Genomic DNA, 21,356 nt, shown 5'->3' with positions numbered 1-21,356 from the left:
GCTTCTCTACATTGTTATACTTATATTCTTTTTGTTTTTCTTTACAGCTTCAACACCAAAATAACGTTTTAGGTTCTCGCCTTCTCCAACTTCAATAGTATAGTGTCCTGGATATAAAACAGTTGGTTTATATTGATTTCCATTTATTCTTAATGAAGAAATAACTTCTTTTGTATAATCGTTTCTAACCGTTACTACTTGATCTTCTTTAGATATTTTCAGCGTTGGTAATTCAAAACCATTAGAAATTTTGAAATTATCTTTTTGTGAAAAAGTAAATGGCCACCCTTCATAAGGTTTACTACCTTCAGCAAACATATCTACATTACGTTCCCAACACTCAAATGTAATTGCACGCTTTGGTTTATTAAATTTAATAATTCCATAACCTGCAGCTCTACCATTTAACAAATCATTTTTAGGACTATTATCCTTATGAGTAGGGTTTGCAACTGCGTGTACTGTTATTTTATTTTGAAAAGCATCATTATATTCACCAGTATAATTTGGAGCTCCTTTTATATGATTTTTCCCTGGCGCATCAGGATTCCACCAACGCATCCAATAATTAGCAGCAGCAGGAACAGCAAAAGAATATCCTGCATTGTTCCAATCTTCAATTCCGTGATGTACCACAGAACCCAAGTGTTGATCTCCAGCAATCATACACGCAAAACTTTTTCTAATAACATTTAACGCTTTGTTTCTTCCTGCTTGTGGCCAACCATTAGAATCTACACTGTAACGTTGCTTTTTATCGATAGTTGGTGAATGTGTTGCCAAATTGGTAAAAATTGTTTGAGACAAAACAGCTTTCATTTCGGCATTTTTCCAATTTGTAGTCCAATCCTCTAAAAAATCTAATTGTCTTTCACCTAATAAAGTGGCTTCTAACACATCCATCTCTCGAGTATCATTAAATCTTTTTTTACTTAAAACTCTTCTAGGTCCAGATTTAAATTTTCTATCTTCAACAATGGCAAAACTTATTCCGCCCCAAGTTAAATCTGTATAATAAACACCTATTCCTTGTTCAATTGGAGTGGCATCGTAAGGATCTGGCAAATGCCAAGTTTGTGCTCTTTGAACTTCTTCAATGTAGTTTACTGGCATATAATAACCTCCATAATTTCCATCTCTAGTTTCAGATTTTCTTCCTCCATCACCCCAAATATTTCCTTGTCCTACATCGTGATCATCAGGAATTGCAATTGTTGGTGTGTTTCTAATTACATCTCCAAAAGATTCTCCAAACTTTAACCAATATTTATAATGTTCACTATGGTCGTAAACCTGATCGCCTGCAAAAAACAACACATCTGGTTTTAACTTTTTTAAATTATTTACAATATCTGTTTCAGGTTCTTGCCCGCCGTGTCTTTCATAAATAGACCAACAAGAAAAGGCTGCCATTACAACTTCGTCTTTATTTACAGGGTTTTGACGAATAATCCCTGTATAAAATTGATTCTTTTTATAAACAACTCTATATTCCTTTTCTTTGGTGTCGTCCCAATTTTCTATTCTGAAATGCGCTGTATAACCTGGGTAATGAATTTCACTTTCTTGAACATTCTCCCAATTACCATTATTTTTAATTTGAAGTGTAGCTCTAAACGGATCGTAGTTTTTTATCGGATAAAACTGTGCTGTCATTTTAAGAGTGTTTTCGTGCACAGTATACAATGCAAAACAAATTTTATTTTTTGCAGCTTTCTTTTCTGAAATGTCTAACACATCTTTTTGTCCGTAAGAAAAGTTTATTACTAAAACTAGAAGAATTAAAATTGATTTTTTCATAATTGATTATTAATAGCGTCTATTTGTTTTTTTCTTTCTTCAGATTGTAATTTCCAAATATCTTTACGAAAAGCTGTAATTTAAAAATCTTTACTAATGTTAGTACTAAAAATTATCTTTAAATGCTTTTCATTTTTAAGTGTTATTTATTCTTTTTTTTACTCTTTGGAACAGCTTCTTTAAAAAACTCTGTGCGCAATTTATGGTAAGCCTTGTATCCCATCATTTTTTCGTCAATATTTTTTTTATTCCATTCAATCCATTTAGCATGTAATTCTTTAGCTCTTATAGATTTCTTGTCAATAATATCCTCCGATTCTGAAATATCGTTTGGTAAATAAAACAGCTCTGAGTTTTTACTGTCTTTGTCCTTAACGTGTTTCATTCCATCCGATGCAAGAACAGACCAATTACTACCACCTCTCCAATAAATTGCATCGTGCGGTGCTTTTTTATCTTCTCCTATTACAAAAGGAATTAGATTTACTCCTTCCATATCAATTACAGAATTAGGTTCTACTCCTGCTACGGCAACAGCTGTTTTACCTATATCTAATGAATTAACCGGTAATTTATATCTAGAACCCGATTTAAATTTTGCAGGCCACGAAGCAATAAATGGAACGTGAACACCTCCATCATAAAAACTTCCTTTACCTCCTCTAAAAGGCTTATTACTTGAAGCATTTCCTTTTCCTGGGTTTTCTTTAGATCCTTGAGGTCCGCCGTTATCACTTAAGAAAAATATTAATGTATTTTCATAAATTCCATTTTTCTTTAAAGTTGCAACCACATTACCAATTCCTCTATCCATAACATCTACCATTGCAGCATATACTCTTCTTTTTTTATCTTTTATATGACTGTATCTCTCTATATCTTCTTTTGGAGCTTGTAAAGGTTGGTGAGGTGCGTTGTACGAAACAAATAAAAAGAATGGATTATCTTTGTTTTCATTAACAAAATTAGCGGCATCATTACTTAATGCCGTTGTTAAATAACCGTCAAAATTTGCTGTTTTTTTATTTCGAGTTAATCCTTGTAAATAGGCTTCCCAAACAGGCTTTGTAGTATCAATTTTGAAATAATCATGTCCTCCACCTAAAAATCCATAGAAATAATCAAAACCTCTATTATTTGGATGATGTTTTTCTGAAGCTCCTAAATGCCATTTTCCTACAATCGCTGTTTTATAGCCAACTTCTTGTAATCTTTTAGGAAATAATTTTACACTTGGATCTATCCCCATTAACGGATTTGCTGGGTCGTAAGCTGGATTTGTTTCAAAACCAAATCTATATGGATATTTACCCGACAATAAAGCGGCTCTACTTGGTGCACAAAATGAATGGTTTGCATAACCCTGCTCAAACACCACTCCATTTTCTGCTAGTTTGTCTAAATTAGGAGTTAAAATATCGGTTGCTCCTGTAAATCCAGTATCAGCATATCCCATATCATCGGCCATAAAAATAATTATGTTTGGCCTCTCTTTTTTGGTTTTGTTTTGTGAAAACGACTGAAAAGACACTAATAATAACAGGAAAGAGACTATACTTAAATTTTTCATTTTTTACTATTCTTAATTATATTTTAATAATATTTTTATAAATTTTGAATTTGCTAAATACTAAATTCTAATATTTTACTATTTTGAAATATATTGGTTTTATTGTTCCTACTTTAACTAAATAAACACCTGCTGGCTTTCCCTTTAAATTAAGCTCAACTTCACTTGAAGTTATAGCGTAAATTTTTGAAGAAATTAATTGCCCTTGAACATTGTAAATTTCAATAGGAATGTTCCCCTCATTAGTTGGAAGTGAAATTCTAAATTCTCCTTTTGTTGGATTAGGTGTCGGTTTCGCATCCTCATAAAAATCTATGGTTTTTAACAATTCACCTTCACATTCTTTTGCCGTTTTTACGCTTACAATATCTCCTTGACTAACTTCAATTTTAAATTTAGAAGAAGTTGTTTCCATAATTTGAGTATTGTTAACTAAAACTCGGAAAGGAGCTGTTCCTGATGTAATACTTACCTCAAATTGTTTGCCTGACAGACTTGTTTTTGACGATAATTCATCCACTCCTTTTACTTTAGCATTAAAACACTGACTTTCATTTCCCCCTTCAATATTAATACATATTTCATAGGAATTTGGGGCTAAATTTTCAAAAGAAATTTCATTAGTAAATTCGTGAACATTTCCATTGAAATTTACTTGGTAATTAGCTTCAATATTTGGCGTAATTGTTAATGTTCCATTGTTTTTATCAGGACAGGTTTCTGAAGTAATAGCAATTGAAAATTTTGTATTTAATATTGAAAATTCTTTCTCTAAAAAATCAGGTAAGGTTAAATTTGCACCAGCATTTAAAACTCTATTTCCACCTTCTAAAGCCCCAGCGTTTGGTGTTGTTGAACTAGTAATTCCAGGTATTTCTACTCCAGCTGCAATTGCTGAAGAAGAACTACTTAAATTAAAGTCCCCGTTTGCAACATTAGCAAAATTTGAATTTTCTTCCGAAAGGTTTAAAAATACATTATTTTCAGGATTAAAATGATAATTATAATTAGCACAATGTGTTGTAAATTCATTCCAATCAGTTGTTTCTAAACTTGGACTTGGATTCAAAGTAACATAACCTTGATTTCCTCCTGTACTTGACAAAATTTGACGGACATAACTTAATTTAAAATCAGAATCGGACATAAAAATATTATTTGCAAAATGTCCATCTGTCATTCTACCAGAATCAAAATCTAAACCTAATGCTTCCCAATTATCTATTTCAATATTCCAGATACTAATACAAAAATCGTAGTTCCAAATAGTGTTGTTATAATAGTTTACAGGATTATCCATTGGGTTATATCTAGGACCTAAATATAAAAATTCACCGTGTCGTGTAATATCTACTGAACCGTTATAATTATCCGCTTTTATATTGTAAATTAAGTTATGATGTGCGGTATAATTTTCAGTGTCCTCCATATAAAAAGCAGTAATTTTTTGCTTGTTATAGTTACCATCTGAAACTGGAATTCCTTTTACATCGTGAATTTTATTATACGCAATTACACCACCTTTTAAATCTAAAGATTCTATTCTACCTGTACTTGTTGCTTCAATTGGACCAGCGTCTTCACCCATTTTCATTGCACCGTAAAAGTCCGAATCCATAATATTCACTTTAGCGTCTCCTCCATCAACACGAATTTGAAATCTTCCGGCATCACCAAACGTACAATTGTTAATATTGGTGTTGTTCGATTTATTTATATGAATTCCTGAAGTAAATACGCCTACCCACCCAAAATCTTCAATGGTACAGTTTTCAAAAGAATTGTTTGCTCCACTGCGCAACGCAACCATATTTCCCCAACTATGACCAACATAGGTGTTTTTAAATGTATTATTTGAGCTATCTTCTAAATAAATTCCTTTCGGATCTGTATCATTTTGACCGTAGCCATTTGGAGTCCAAAATGGATGCAAATATCTAAATGTACAATCTTCAATAACTGCATTATTGGCATCTTGAAAATCTACATTTCCGGCAACAAAATTGATACCTGAAACTTGAATGCCTTCTGTATTATTTAATACCAACACTTTTTCACGTGTTTGCAATTCAATTCTATAATCATTTATATTTCCTCCGTTTGAAGGGAAATAATACAATTTGTTGTTTTCAATAAACCATTCACCTTTAGTGTCAACCAAATTTTTATGCAACACATATCCCCAACTAAATTTAAATCTTGTTGAAGCAATGGCATTATCTTTTTTCCAATCTGTATTACCGTTTATAGCCTTAAATGAAACTGTATTTCCTGAATTTGAAACAACGTTACCGTAAACATAATTACGCATTTTCCCGGTCATTGCTCTTACAATTCCTCCAGTTAAATCTACATCTGGAATGGTGGTTTCTTGAAAAGTTACTTGTCCGGTAGCAGTTGCTCCTGAAGGTTTTGAAGCGTTGGTTAACGGTGCGTAACCACCATCGGAATGGATAACTTCCATCATATCTTCAATATTTCTATTTGGATGACGGCCTAATTTTTGAATGTTTCCATTTGCAAACAACTGACTGTAATCCGTTTCTATATTTATACCCGAAATATCAATTACTTTTACTCCAGAAGTCATTCCAGTAGCATCGCTCCATGTTCCTGAAACTTTATCAGCTCCTGTAACCAACACATAGTCACTATTGTAATTTTTAAGTGTTAAATTATTCTTGTTAACAACAACTTTTTCACGATAAATTCCTTCGTGAATAATAATTACATCTCCATTTGAAGCCTGATTAATAGCTTCATTAATAGAATATATTTTATCTGAATCTTCAGTAATTGAGCCTTGAACCCAAGGAATATCTGTTGAATACACGTGAATATCTTGCGAATACAGTTTTGAAAATCCAATACATATTAAAAAAAAGATTAGGCTTATTCCTTTGTGCATATTTTTACCTTGTTTCATTATAGCTAATTATTTTATATTTATAACCAATGTATTGTTATCTAGAAAATTCTTTTAAAATCATGTTTAGAATTATTATTTCTAAATACAATTTTCATGTAAATTTCTTCTTAACAAAAATCCTTCTTTTTTCTTCTCATAATGAAACCAAACGTCCTAATAAATAGTAGGAATGGTTAATTAGTTACTTTTTTAAGATATTTTCCCAACGTTCAGTACAAAATGCTGAAGCTGGTAAACCTGCTGTATTGAATAAACTTCCGTCAATATAACTATTCCAACCATAACGCACGTTTTTTGGTGTAGAAACCTCTTCGCTCCAAACTTGTAAGGTTATACCTTTTTCTATAATTTTTACATTTGCAGTATGATAAACTCCATCTTCTCCTGAAATTTCAAAATTTGCAAGTGTTTTTCCTAATGAAGTTATTCCTAAAGGAGCTTCTTTAAAACTAATTAAAACTTTATTTTTTTCAATTTTCATAGATTTATAAATTGGACCAGAATGTACAATTCCTTCAATATTATAATCTTTTACCAATGCCCACAAAGCTAAACGTTCACCAACTTCTCTCTTTTTTGGAGGATGAATTCTTGTTTTATAACCAATATCATTAATTACAGCCATTCCAGTTTTGGGAACAGTAAGCATTGTTTTTAGTTGCGCTTGCTGAATGCCAACCCAACCTTCTAAATCTTTATTTCCATAAGGAGCCAATTGAACAAAATAAAACGGAAAATCTCCTTGTTTCCATTCATCTCTCCAATTTTTAATCATTGCAGGAAATAACCTTGAATATTGTTCTGGATTCCATCTATTTCCTTCACCTTGATACCAAATTGAACCTTTAATTGTAAATGGAATTAACGGATTTATCATTCCATTAAATAAAACTGAAGGGTTTTTAGTATTTACTTTTTGTGGTGAAATATTTTTAAATTCTGGAAATTCAGCATCTAAAACATTTTTTGAAGTCCAAGCTTGTGCTGGTGTACCACCAACATTACTTGAAATTAAACCAACTGGAACACCTAATGATTCTTGAATCATTTTTCCAAAGAAATAACCAACAGCACTAAATTTTGCCGAAGATTTTGGATTTGAAACTTCCCAATTACCTTTGCAATCGTCTAAAGGTATTGAGCTTGCTTTTCTTTCAACAGTAAAAAATCGTAGTTGTGAGTTGGTACTTTTTAAAATTGCGTTGTTACTGCCCTCAATATGTTGTCCAATATTTCCTTCAAGTTTCATTGCCATATTAGATTGTCCGCTACACAACCAAACTTCACCCAATAAAATATCTTCTAATACAATACTTTGAGATCCATTAACCTTTATAGTATAAGGTCCACCAGCATTTGTAGTTTGAATAGTTGTTTTCCAAACTCCCTTTGAATTGGTTTTAGTTTTTGCTTGTTTTCCCCAACTAGCTTGTAGTTCTATGGTTTTATTTGGAGTATCTTTCCCCCAAATATGTACTTCAGTATTGCGTTGCAACACCATATGACTATTAAAAATAGTAGCTAGTTTGGTTTGAGCATTTATTGGTAAAGAAACAATCCAAATTACTAGAAAACTAAATAAATACTTTGAGATTTTGTTCATTTTATATTGCTTTAAACTATTTGTTAACAACTAAAAACTGACCTATTTGCAATACTTTTTCAGGTGCTAATTTTACAAGTTTTACAGTTGTTGTATGTGCACCTTTTTTTACTTCTTTTAAAAAAGTATACTTGGTTTGTGGTTTTCCACTTCTAGATTTTAAATCAATTAATTTTGGTTTTCCTCCATCGGTAGTTACTTCTACTTGAATAGCTCCTTTTGCATCTAACAAAGCAGTAAAACCTAGTAAAAAACCATCCCATTTAAATGAAAAAGACTCTCCAATTTTAGTAGTTTTCATAGCTTCGTTAAAAATGGTTTTTTCACCACCATTTTTATCAGTAAAATCATCATTTATATCAACTCCTGATAATTTGGCTTTTTTCCAGTTAGCACTAAATTTAGCTTTGGAAACTGGTACCATTGACGCATTTGAAAAAGAGTTATTATTCAATGGTTCTGGAATTTTATTAGCTCCAGGTGTTCCGTGATTTTCCATAGATTTTAAAGATCTTGCTAAAACATTTCTATAAATATTATGACCAGCTTCTATTGGATGTACAGCATCTTTACTAAAAATGATTCTTCCTTCCGCTGGTTTATCTCCTTTTTTGAAAACCAATTTATCTTCCTTCAAAAGTTTTACAACTTCCAATCCAAATTCTATAGAAGGTATTCCATAATGATTTGCTACAGGCTCCATATAAAGTCCTGCACTAGTTTGTTTTCCTTCTTTAATTTCATTTAGCATCCAATGTGCAATTGTGTAAACAAAACAAATTTCAGTATTTGGATTATTTTTCCAAATTTGAGGAATCAATCCTTCTAAAGCAGCCCCCTTATATACGCCTCCATTATTTACACGATATTCTATAAAAACCATATCAGGATTGTGTTGTAACAAATGGTCTTGAATTCTACAAGCACCATAATCTGGTCCAGTTCCTCCAATTGCAGCATTTACTTGCGTAATAGTTGCTTTTGGGTATTCACTTTTTAACCATTCTATAGATTTTGCTCTCCACATTCCGCCATTGGTAATACTTCCTCCAATGTATCCAACTTTTACATCTTTTCCTTCTTTTAATTTTTGAAAAAAATTTGGCAAGCCATCTCTAACTCTTAATTCTTCAGTTTTAGAAACGTCTAAATTGTATTTATTTTGTGCATTTATCTCGGTTGAAGTAAACAACAACAAACCGATTACAAGTGTAACTAATGATTTCATTTTTTTAATATTTATTTTTCAGACCAACCTTTTTTGGTTCCTTTTAAATAGCCAATTGCCCAACCACTTCCTTTTTGTGATGCCCAAAAAACATCTTCTCTATAAGGATCTGGTTTTAAATCTACAATTCTGTCGTGCTGACCTAAACCTCTGTTAATTTTATTCCACGTTTTTCCACCATCCATTGAAGCATATGCTCCCGAATTAAGTTTTGCATTCGCATTTTTAGCTTTTGCTCTATGTGCTAATGGAGCACTTACAGTTATTATATTTGAATTTACTGGTGAAGTTTCGCATTGCCAAACGTATGGAAGTTTAAAAATTCGTTCCCAAGACTTCCCTTTGTTTTTGCTTTTCCAAACGCCACCGCCAATATCAGTTCCATTTTCATTTCCTGTTGAAATAAACATATCCTGCGTATTTCTATCAATAAAAATATTATTCACATTTTTTATTTCAGAAGGAATTTTAACTTCTTTCCACGAATCACCTTTATCTTTTGAAATAAAAAGACCTCCATTATCATCATTTACTGCAGCGTATAAAGTTTCCAGATTTTTAGGGTCCATTACAACTCTTCTAATACTTGCGTTAGGGTGAAAACCTTTCATACTTAAGTTCCAAGTATAACCTTCATCTGTAGATTTATAAAAACCATAATCTCCTTTTGTTAAACTTTTAGCATATGGACCAGCAACTTGAGATATCGGTTTTTTAGTTGCACAGAAATACATATTATTCGAGTTGTTTGGGTCAATAATTAATGAATTTAAAAATACCAAACGCTCGTGAGCAGGAGTATCTGCAGCAAAAATGGTTGAAATGTTTTCCCACGTTTTACCGCCATTAATTGATCTACGAAGTTTTCCTCTATGATTTTGTCTATACGATAAAAAGTAAATAATATCTGGGTTGTTTGGATGCACAGCCACTGTTCCAGCAGAATGTGCTCCACCGTGATGTACTTGCCCTTCTAGTTGTTCTACAGCAACCTCCATTTTTTCAGGATAATCACCTAATGGAGCTGTTTGCCATAAACCGTGTTCTCCACTTGTAAGTAAATACCTGTCTTTAATTCCAGTTTCTAACAACATAAATCTACCAGGCAAATTACTGCCACCACGACCTACCCAACGCTTACTTCCTGGAGTAGTTTCATTATCATCAATTTGTTGCCAAGTTTCGCCTCCATTTTTTGAAGCCAATACTTGTTGATCTAAACAAATATATGCAGTGCCATCTACACTTAATTCTAAAAATCTATTTCCCCAAGAATTCTCTCTTCTGTCCATTTCAGGTTGTAAATGTGCAAAAGTTGTATTTGTTTTTGTTGGATTGTTTCTAGATTCCCAATACGCTTTATTTTTGTTATTTTTCCAGTATAAACCTGTTCTAGCAATAGCTATCCAAGTTTTTCCACCATCGTTAGATTTCCAAGCATCACCCATTAAAAAAGCCTTGTCGTGTTTGGTGTTATGCGATAAGTAAATTTCGTTTTTATTGGTTGGGTTTACTTGAATTCTATGCCAAACATCTAAAATATTTGTAGGTAATTCAGGGTATTTTGTTCTAACATCTTTCACACTTGTTTGAAACCAATATGATAAAGATTTCCAATATCTATTTTGAAGTGCTTTGGTTGATATTTCTTTTAAATTAACACCTAAATTTCCTGTTATGCTTTCCCAAGTTTTACCAGAATCAGTACTTTTATAAACGCCTCCTTTTGAAGTAATCGTTTTTCCATTTCCTTCAAATGCTGTTTGATCAACTAAATATAAAATGAATTCTTTTGTGTTTTTATCAAAGTAAGCATCTAAATCTCTAGGTCTATTTACCTGCAACCCCTTAGCACTAGGTTTCCAAGTTTTACCTTTGTCAGTACTTCTAAAAACACCTTGGTTAGTAATGGTAATTATTACTTTTGAATTGTTTGGATCAACTACAATTCTTCCAACATCTATTTTTTCAGAATCTCCAACTTTAAACTTTTGCCAAGTTTTACCGCTATCAGTGCTTCTGTAAATGGCATTCTTATTTTCTTTTCCCGCTTGTCCATTTATATGTCTCCAACTCTTTTTTACATTCCAGAAATCTCCAGGACCTATATACCAGTTTTTATCGTTTGAAGGATCTACTGTAATTTCAGAATGACGACCTTTGAAGGTATTTACTTCTTTCCAACTTCTACCAGTATCAAGAGTTTTATATAATTTGCCTCCACCAGTTATTGCAAATCCAAATGCAGGATTTTGGTACGAAAACATAAACTTACGTACTCTAGCTAAATCTTTTCCATCTCCATCGGCATCTTTTACGGTACTCCAAGTTTTTCCGGCATCCCAAGACCCATATGTATTGTACATATCTGGCGACATCATAATAACATTTTTATCGGTTGGATGGCACCAAAATTCTTCACAATATCCAGCCATTCCAGGACCAACTTGTCGCCATTCAACCAAATCAGTTGATTCCACTCTCTCTGAATTTAATTTCTTGAAATACGATTTATTGAATTGAGCGTTTACAGTAAAACTCAACACAAGCGCAACTATTGGAAATACTAATTTCTTCATTGTATATTATTTTTTCAACTTTAATGGTTCAACTTTTCCAATTCCATTCACTGGTGCATCATGTTCTGTTGCGTGTAAATCGAATTGAGGTAAAATTGATTTTAATTTCTTATACTCTTCTTTTTGTTCTTTAGTGGCTTTACTCCAATCTTTAATTTCAGGAAAACTAATTAAATCAGCAGGATAGCTAGAAACGTCATATGCTTTACCAACACCATCAATCAATACATTTTTACTTCTAATCAATTGTTTTTCCATATGATATGTGTAAATCCACTCTCTATGTTCAGGAGTCTTGGTTGTTAAAAATGGAATCAAGCTTTTTCCATTAAGTTCGTAGTCTTTAGGAACTTCAACATCTGATATTTCAGCAATTGTTGGTAAAATATCTGAAACATCTGCCAATACATCTTGTTCACCATGTTTGGTCATATTTAAACACGGAGCATAAATAATCATAGGAATATGTGGTCCTTTTTGTGAATTAAAACTTCCTTTCCCATAACCACTTGTTGCGTTATCTGCACAAAATATTAAAATTGTATTGTCTTCAATTTTTAACTCTTTTAATTTCTCTATGTATTGCCATAATTGATAATCTAAATATTTTACATGGTTATGAATTCCTCCTTCAGTAATAGAACCGTGCGTATTATATTCTCCATTATCTCCTGTTACATTAGGATTTGTTCTAATATATTTTCCATTTTTCCATTCAACTTTTGGAGTTGCAGGCCATTTTTGTCTTGTTTTTTTATTGATGTCGCTACTGAAAAAATCCCAACCATCGTGACCTAAATGAGTTGTATGATACACAAAGAAAGGTTTCTCTTCTTTATGTTTTCTTTCCATAAAATCTAATACAAAATCTAATTCTACATCTGGTCCAAAAGTATTTAAGCCATAAGAAGCCTTCGATTCAGGAGTATTTGGCCACCATTCAAATTGTTTACTTGAACTTGGGTGATTCATTAATTCTACGTGTGGTTTCCAATACCAACCAAACTGCTGATAATATTCAACCTCAACGCCAGTATCTTCATTAATTAATACTCTTTTTCCGTTTATTTTTTTCTGAACAATTTTAAAATCAGTATTTGGATTCTTTTTATCATTTACTCCAGGTGTAAAACATCCTTCATCAAAATTAAATTTGTCTACACCTCCAATTTGTGTTTTTCCTGCCCAATATGTTGCATAGCCACCCGCTTTTGCAATATGACCAATTGTATGAGGCGAACTTTCGTAAAGAGGATATGTATGTTCTTTTTTTCCTTTTTTATTTATAAATGAACCTCTATCTTTTAAATGCCACCATTTATGAATATGGGCATACCTACCAGTCATCATCATTGCTCTACTAGGTGAGCAAATTGTTGCTCCCCAAGCCGATTTTATAAAAACACCTTCATTGGCTATTTTATCCATAACAGGTGTTTCAGCTCTATATTTAGGGTTTGAAGTATTTCCTCCTTGTGGTGGAACACTCCAAGTTGAAGAATTGTAAATCGGTAATTCTCTAGCGCTAATATCATCAGCAAAAACCACAATAATATTTGGTTTTTTTTGGGCTTTAATAGAACTATTAACTATTGATAGAATTGACAATCCAATTACTAAAACACTTGTAATTTTATTCATCTTAATTATTTATAAATTAAATCATTTTTACCTTTTGTAAAAATTGGATCGTTGTACTTTTTAGCTTGTTTTAATAGTTCAGCTTGTAATTCACTGGCTATTTTTTTGTATTTAGCATTATTATAAAAGTTAATATCCTCATCAGAATTTACTTCTAAATCTATTAACCAAGGTTTATCTTCTTGCGACAATACTAACTTATATCTATTTGTAACTGCAGCAATCCATTTTTGATGTGATGAAGTCATATAAGTAACTCTATCGTCAACAACTTCTTTTTTGTTTGAAGTAAAATCAGATGAAGCATTTACTCCGTCTGCATTTTTAATTTCTGGAGCTCCCATTAACCCAAGAATTGTAGGTGCAAAATCGGTTGTTGTATATGCTTTTTTAATTACTTTTCCTGCTTTAACCTTTTTAGGGTAACGTAATACAAAAGGAATTTTTGCCGAAGCCTCATAAGGGTTTCCTTTGTTGTGTTTGTGATGTTCTCCCATTAAATCTCCGTGATCAGAAGTAAAAACAACAATGGTATTTTCAGTTAAATTATTTTCATCTAAAAAATTAAGAATTCTACCTACATTATCATCAATACATTTCACCATTCCAAAATAGCGTTGCATTTTATCTTGCTCTAATTCATTTACAAAATTCTTTCCTTGTGCACCAGCCCAATTAGGCATTTCATTAACTGGAGTTTTTAGTGTTTTAGGTTTTTCGAAATGTAGGTTTGAATACATTGTGTCGTAAGGTGGACGAACAGTGTTTGGCGTGTGAGGATCTGGAATTGAAACCATAATACAAAATGGTTTATTCTTATCTCTTTCTAAAATCTCAATTGTTTTTGTTGCCAAATAATCGGTTGTAAAATCTACAGCTGTTGTATTCTTTACATTAATTTTTTGTTTGAAATTTTTAGCATTGTAATCTCCCGCTAATTTTGGATTTCCGTGTTCATCATCTTCTAAACCTTTCCAATGTCCACGATTAAACATATACTTATTATCTGTAAATCCAAATTTCCTTTTTGGAGCAAAACCAGGTTTTGCCTTACCATCTAAATGCCATTTTCCTAAATACGAAGTTGCATAACCTTCTTGCTTTAATACTTCAGCAAAAGTTACAACCTCATCCTTCATTGGAATATCATTTCGGTATGAAGCTGTTTTAATAGGATAATTTCCTGAAACTAAAGAAGCTCTTGATGGAGTACAAACAGGTGATGAAGCATAGTAATTATTACAAATAGCACCTTCGTTTGCAATTCGATCAATATGTGGTGTTTTTACCTCAACACCTTTTCCCCAAACAAATGCTTGGTCTTCAGTTAGCTGATCTCGATAGCAACCTAACGTTCTAAAATTATGCTCATCTGTATGAATAACAATTAAGTTTGGTTTCTTTTCTTGTGCCTTTGAAACTTCAGGAAGTAATAATATTCCTACTATCAAGGCTAAATATAATTTCATTAATTTCATATGATAATTTTATTTGTTTGAAAAAATTACGTCACTTCGAGTGATTTTTCTAGGTACTAGAAAAATTATATCGAGAAGTCTTTGTTAAATCGAAAAGTTCTCGATACAATTTTCTCCTCTCCGTTTCGAAAATTACTCGAACTGACGATATTTATTAATTCTATTTTTTCAGTTTCAACTTATAATCGTGAGCTCCAGGAGCAAAATTGCTATGATAAACTTTGGTGTTAATTGCATTCATTCCTTTTCCCCAATTTACTTCGGCTCTATTGTCTCCTAGAACTATATTTATTAACTTTTGCTTCATAGCTTTTGCTATTTTTGAATACTTTTTATCAAAAGCTAAATTGTTAGTTTCTTGCGGATCTTTTTTCATATCAAAAAGTGCAGGATCTAAATCTTTATACGAAGCATTTAAAGCCCATTCCATATTCTCTCCACGTTTTTTTGTAGGACGTGTTTGCATTGAAAACACATATTCTTTAGTTCTAATAAATGCTCTTGGACCAGTTACTGCGTGACTTTCACCAATTACATAATCTCTAACTGGTGTTTTTTGGGCAACAACTTCAGCTAAATTCATTCCATCTAAATAGTCAAACTTTTTATCTTTTAAATTTGCACCTGCATCCGCTAAAATAGTTGGAGCAATATCTACAAACTCTGTATAATCTCTAACTACTTTACCTGCAGGAAATGCTTTTTTATCTGAAGAAACCACAACAATTGGATTGTGAGCATCTATATCCCAAGGTGTAAATTTTGAATATGCTCCGTGCTCGTTTAACTTCCAACCGTGATCTCCATTTACATAAACAACTAACCAAGGTTGATTTTTTTGCTCACTATATTCGATAAAAGCATCAACAGATTGTCCAACTAAATCATCACCATAGGCACAAAAAGCATAATAATCTTGAATCATAGATAGCTTTTGCTCATCAGTAAAATCATTAGAATATGCATTGCCAACTTGCTTTTTTAGTTGATTTGGCATATTTGCCCATTCTTCCTTTGTTAAATTAGGAATGTTGTATTTATATTTTTGAAAACGCTCTCTATATTCTGCAGGAGGTAATACTGGAGTGTGTGGGAAATCATAACCAATATGACAAAATAAAGGCTTCTCTGGATTCACTCCTTTAAAAGCTGCTTTTCCTAATTTGAACTCTTTATTTTCTTTTTTTAGGAAATCTATAAATGAAGAAGTATAATAACCATCACGTGTTTTTCCTGCTGGTCTTGGGCTCACTCCACCTAAAATTCCTTGACTAAAAGCTGTCTCCGGTTTTTTATTGGTATGTTTACGAAGTAAGTCTAACTTATCATAAATTTTTTGAGCCATACCAGCAAACTGTGGATTTTGTTCTTCTAATTCTTTTGTGAAGAAATGAAACTTTCCATCTTCAGTTTTCAAGTATTTGATATTTCTAAAAGGTTTTTTCAATTTTTGACCGTCAATTTCTTTCAACAATGAAATTTTCCCCCATTCAGCAAGACCTTCATTTGCAAGTGTTTTTGAATCAATATCTGTTTGATACATATTAGGAGCAACAGCCTTTCCATTTTTAATAGTTCTTAAACGAACACCTAATTTTCCAATATGTACAGTTTGATATCCTAACTTTTCCATTTGTTCTGGTAAGTGTGGGTATGAATTATCTGAATTATTATTGTGATATTCAAACTCGTAAACTCCTGAACGAAACGGATAACGACCATAATGCATAGATGCACGTGAAGGCGCACAACCTTGTGCCTGACAATAGGTGTTTATAAATGTTGTTCCCATACTAGCCAGGCGGTCAATATTAGGAGATTCTACATATCCTAATGCGCTCTCCTCTTTTCCAGTAAGCATTTTATTAAATGAACGAACAGCGTCATATCTATGATCGTCAGTTAAAACCCAAAGTACATTTGGTTGCTGTTTTTGCGCAAAACTAAATTTACTAGCTGTTACACTTAGTAACAATATTAAAACTATTATTCTTTTCATTTTTATTGTTTTAAATTTTTGTTCGTCTCTTAAAATATTTTTTTTAGGTATTAGGAAATTGAATGTAGAATTTCTCGATACAATTTGTCACTCCGATTCGAAAATCACTCGAAATGACGATCCAAAACCTATTTAATGTTTTGTAATTTCAATTTATAATCGTGTGCCCCTACTGTTGTATTGTTACGGTAAACTTTAGTTCCAATAGCTTTGGTACTTTTACCAAAATTATCTCCTCCCCAATTTATTTCTGCTCTTCCATCTCCAATTACAATATCCAGCAATTTCTTTTTCATTTTCATTGCTATTTTTTTATACTTTGGATCAAAAGCAACATTGTTAATTTCATTAGGATCTTTAGTTGTATGGTATAAAGCAGGATCTAATTCTTTGTAAGTTGCTTCCATTGCCCAATTCATATTAACTCCTCTTTTTGAACTTGGTCGGGTTTTAACCGAAAACATATAATCTTTAGTTCTAATATATGCTCTTGGCCCAATAGAATGGTGGCTTTCTCCTAGTACATAGTCTCTTGCAGGAATTATACCAGAAGCTATTTTTTCTAAATCTAAACCATCTAAATGATTGAATTTTTTATTCTGTAAATTGGCTCCTGCGGCTTTTAAAACTGTTGGAGCAATATCTACAAATTCTGTAAAATCTCTAACTACTTTTCCGGCAGGGAATTTCTTTTTATCTGAAGAAACCACAATTATTGGGTTGTGGCTATCCATTTCCCAAGGTGTATTTTTGGTAATGGAACCGTGCTCATTTAATTTCCAACCGTGATCTCCACACACATACACTATCATCCAAGGTTGCTTTTTAGTATTGCTATATTTAATAAAAGCCTCCGTTGCTTGTCCAATTAAATTATCGCCATAAGCACAAAATGCATAATAATCTTGCACCATTTTTTGTTTTTCTTCATCGGTAAAATCATCTGAATAACTTGAAGTTACACGTTTTTGAAAAGCTTTAGCCATTTTTTTGAATTCTTCATCCGTCAATTCAGGAATTTTATAAGTATATTTTTGAAAGCGCTCACGATATTCTTTTGGAGGCAATACAGGTGTATGTGGAAAATCGTAACCAATATGTGCAAACAATGGTTTAGCAGAGTTTACTCCTTCAAAAGTTTGAGTTCCCACTTTAAATTTCTTATTTGCATTTTTTAAGTAGTTTACAAAAGACGTAGTATAATGTCCATCTCTTGTTTTTCCTGAAGGTTGTGGACTTACTCCTGCTAAAACTCCTTTATTAAATACACTTTGAGGCTGACCTTTTTTCTTGTTGTATTTATAAAACAATTCATATTTATCAAAAGCTTCTTTAGCCATTCCTGCCAACTTCGGATTGTCTTTTTCTAATTTTTCAGACTTATAATAAATCGTTCCGTCTTCATCTTTAAAGTAAGTTACATTTCGTAAAGGCTTCTTTAATTTTATACCATTTACTTCTGTTACTAAACTCTGTTTTCCCCATTCTGGTAAACCTTCATTCTCTACAATTTTAGAATCTATATCAACTTGATACAATGGAAATTTAACCGCATTGTTGTTTTCTAAAGTTCTTATACGAACACCTAATTTTCCAACGTGCATTGTTTGATATCCTAATTTTGCCATTTCTTCTGGTAATAAAGGATATGAGTTATCGGTATTGTTATTAAAGTATTCAAATTGATAAACTCCTGAGCGAAATGGGTAACGTCCTGTATGCATCGACGCTCTCGAAGGTGCACAACCTTGTGCTTGACAAAAAGTATTTATAAACGTTGTTCCCATATTTGCCAAACGATCAACATTTGGGGATTCTACATAACCCAATGCGCTTTCTTCACGACCGTGCAACATTTTATTAAATGCCGGAATAGCATCATAACGTTGATCATCGGTTAAAATATAAAGCACATTTGGTTTTTCCTGTTGTGCTATTATTGTTTTGTTTGAAATAAGAATTGCCGAAACTACTAATATTAAATTCTTTATTTTACTCATTACTTTAATTTATAATTTTTACTATATACAGGAATAGTTGTAATACCATTCACTTTTAATACATTCTCAGTTTTATTTAAATCTGGCCAATAAACACCATCAATATAAATGGCATCTTTTGGTTGAAGCGGAATAAATTTTAATTCCAGTTTCATATCTGAATTGTAATCAGACAACAAATGTTTTGTGCTTAAATCCCACTTGTTTCCATTGTAGTAATTATCGTATTTAAATTCTTCGTTTTTATAAAAACGTAAAGCACTTGCTTTATAATCTACAATAACTCTTACATCATTTAGGTTTGAAGGTATACCTTTAGGAAAGCTAAATTCAACAACAGTTCCTTTATGCCAAATCGAATCTAACGGGCGTGCTATTTTGTTGTTTATTTTTCTATTATTTGAACGATTTTTAAACGTTAAACTTTCACCATTTTGAGTTTCTTTTATGGTAATTGGAACTTCTTTTTTTTCAAAATTAACTTCAAATTTATCAAATAAACCATCTTTTGAAGTGGCTACATTTGCAATAGTGTTTGAAGGATATACCCAAACTGAATTTTGTGCATTCTCACTAATAACTTCAATTGTATTATTAACATTGTTAAACTTAATTACCTCAGCATTTGACAAATACAATTTATCGTTATTTTTATACAATTGTTTAGCTTGCTTTTGTGATAAAACTATAAAACGAACAGTTTTCCCATTCTTTTGTTTTACGTTAAAATAACAATTTAAACCAGCTTGTGTTATCTCTATTTTAGTTGTTTCGCCTTGTTTTGAAACTTTGGCATTGTTAGCTGTTACAGTTTCTAAAGTTGTATTGTCTAAAACAAATTCAGCATTAATTCCTTCATTTTGAAAGAAAACATAGGTGTTACTTTCTTTTAAATGAAGTATAGGTTGTGCCGAAGCATATTTAATGGTTGTTTGTTGAAGCGTTAAATTAAAAGGCCAATAAAAGTAAGCGTCTATAGGAACAGTTATTGCTTTTTCTGGAATTGTTAACGTTTCATTTTTCAATTTAATTTTAAATTGAATATTATTGAATTGATAAGCTGTATCTAATTTTACGTGATTGTTAACAAAAACAAATCCTGTTTTACCATCGGTTCTAATAGCTCTTTGTAGTTTATTTGTTTCTCCTAGTTTAAATCCTTTAAGTTCATCTAATTCCGCAGGAACAAAAGTTTTACAAGGCGCTAAATATTCTCCAAAATCTGTCATGAAATTTAACTGAACTGGATATTCGTGGAAGCTTTTACGAACTTGACCAAATTCTCCAATTGCAGCTTGAAAATCACGACTAATAACACCATTATCATTAGCTCCAGATTCAATATCTCGATTCATATAAGTTAATTTACCTTTAGGATTATTACCTCCTACATTCATAAAATACCCTATACCATTTGCGCCGCTTCCAAGTTCAACTAATGAAAGGGCTCCATTATCGAAATTATCAAGATTTGTTCGTCTGTGATATGCCATATCCATTCCAATTCCAGTTTCACAAGTTAAATATGGATTTGAATTATAAGAAGTTTGAACACCTTCAGTTTCTTTGGCACCATCACTTAATTCAGTATTAACATCATTTGAGGCCCTATAAATACTAAAACTAAATGCCTCAGGTACGTGTTTTGCATCTGCAGGAATCCAAAAATAGTCGGCATATGAACCATATGAAGGAATTGTGTTGTCTTGTGTGAAAGGAGCGTCTGCCCATCCGGTTACAGAATATAATGGAACATCCATTCCGTATTTTATTGCCGTTTCTTTTTCCCAATCCATTAAAGCAGGACTTCCTTTTGAAACGTGATGTGAAAACTCATTATCTAATTGAATAGCATATATTGGACCTCCATCTTTCCAATACAAACCTTCCATTTGTTCTGCTAATTTTTGAAATAAGATATCAACTGAAGCTAAATATTCAGGTGCCATTGTACGCAATTTTCCGCCTCGTCCACTATTTCCAAATGGATTTTTAGGATCTCCCAACCTCTTTACAAGCCAATCCGGATGACCTCCATTTCTACATTCGCCATTTACCCAAGGTCCAATTCTTGCATAAAACTTTAAATCATGCTTTTGACATAATTTAATAAAACGTCTTAAATCATTACTTCCAGTAAAATCCCATTCACCTTCAATTTCTTCGTGTAAAATCCATAAAACATAGGCTGATACACCGTCAAAACCTTGTGCTTTCATTTTTAACAGGGCATCTTCCCAATATTCCGCAGGATAACGTTGATAATGAAATTCTCCGTATGAAGGAATCCAAGGTTTGTTGTTATACGTTAAATACTGGCTGTTAACCGTAATCTTATCTCCGTTAGGAGAAACTGCAGACATTTTTGGAATATTACGTGGTGTTTTAATAATTACTTCTGAAAAGTCGAAAATTAAAGGTTTGTTATAAGTTATGACATTTTCAGTTTTGTCTAAATCTTGAGTTTCTGTTTTACAAGAAAAAAACAGCATTAAAATTCCTAAAAGGGTAAGAAAATATTTCATATAA

The 21,356-nt window shown here is 32.1% G+C and carries 11 protein-coding genes; all 11 read right to left on the bottom strand.

All coding sequences use genetic code 11. The features are described from left to right. Positions 1–6: 6 nt before the first annotated feature. Positions 7–1,800, bottom strand: a complete 1,794-nt coding sequence (locus tag Q0776_RS13595; RefSeq protein WP_298369291.1) for an alkaline phosphatase D family protein — start codon at positions 1,798–1,800, stop codon at positions 7–9. Positions 1,801–1,942: 142 nt separating this feature from the next. Continuing rightward, a complete protein-coding gene (locus tag Q0776_RS13590; RefSeq protein WP_298369288.1) occupies positions 1,943–3,370 on the bottom strand; it encodes a sulfatase-like hydrolase/transferase in 1,428 nt (475 codons plus the stop codon). Positions 3,371–3,437: 67 nt separating this feature from the next. After that, positions 3,438–6,296 (bottom strand): right-handed parallel beta-helix repeat-containing protein, encoded by a 2,859-nt coding sequence (locus tag Q0776_RS13585; RefSeq protein WP_298369285.1) that lies wholly within the window; start codon positions 6,294–6,296, stop codon positions 3,438–3,440. Positions 6,297–6,480: 184 nt separating this feature from the next. After that, positions 6,481–7,902, bottom strand: a complete 1,422-nt coding sequence (locus Q0776_RS13580) for a sialate O-acetylesterase (RefSeq protein WP_298369283.1) — start codon at positions 7,900–7,902, stop codon at positions 6,481–6,483. 16 nt (positions 7,903–7,918) lie between these two features. After that, positions 7,919–9,130, bottom strand: a complete 1,212-nt coding sequence (locus Q0776_RS13575) for an SGNH/GDSL hydrolase family protein (protein ID WP_298369280.1) — start codon at positions 9,128–9,130, stop codon at positions 7,919–7,921. Between the two features lie 11 nt (positions 9,131–9,141). Further along, positions 9,142–11,709 carry a hypothetical protein gene (locus Q0776_RS13570; RefSeq protein ID WP_298369277.1) on the bottom strand — a complete coding sequence of 856 codons (2,568 nt, stop codon included), beginning with the start codon at positions 11,707–11,709 and terminating at the stop codon, positions 9,142–9,144. Between the two features lie 6 nt (positions 11,710–11,715). After that, positions 11,716–13,350, bottom strand: coding sequence for a sulfatase-like hydrolase/transferase (locus tag Q0776_RS13565; protein WP_298369275.1), 1,635 nt, complete (start codon positions 13,348–13,350; stop codon positions 11,716–11,718). A gap of 5 nt (positions 13,351–13,355) precedes the next feature. After that, positions 13,356–14,819, bottom strand: coding sequence for a sulfatase-like hydrolase/transferase (locus Q0776_RS13560; protein WP_298369272.1), 1,464 nt, complete (start codon positions 14,817–14,819; stop codon positions 13,356–13,358). Between the two features lie 169 nt (positions 14,820–14,988). Next, positions 14,989–16,827 carry a sulfatase-like hydrolase/transferase gene (locus tag Q0776_RS13555; RefSeq protein ID WP_298369269.1) on the bottom strand — a complete coding sequence of 613 codons (1,839 nt, stop codon included), beginning with the start codon at positions 16,825–16,827 and terminating at the stop codon, positions 14,989–14,991. A gap of 128 nt (positions 16,828–16,955) precedes the next feature. Further along, positions 16,956–18,827 (bottom strand): sulfatase-like hydrolase/transferase, encoded by a 1,872-nt coding sequence (locus Q0776_RS13550; RefSeq protein ID WP_298369267.1) that lies wholly within the window; start codon positions 18,825–18,827, stop codon positions 16,956–16,958. Beyond that, positions 18,827–21,352, bottom strand: a complete 2,526-nt coding sequence (locus Q0776_RS13545) for a beta-galactosidase (protein WP_298369265.1) — start codon at positions 21,350–21,352, stop codon at positions 18,827–18,829. The genes Q0776_RS13550 and Q0776_RS13545 overlap by 1 nt, the downstream gene beginning before the upstream one ends. Between the last annotated feature and the right edge of the window lie 4 nt (positions 21,353–21,356).

The sequence above is a fragment of the uncultured Lutibacter sp. genome (assembly GCF_947495725.1).
Taxonomy (GTDB): Bacteria; Bacteroidota; Bacteroidia; order Flavobacteriales; family Flavobacteriaceae; genus Lutibacter.
This window is presented reverse-complemented; position numbering and strand designations above follow the sequence as displayed.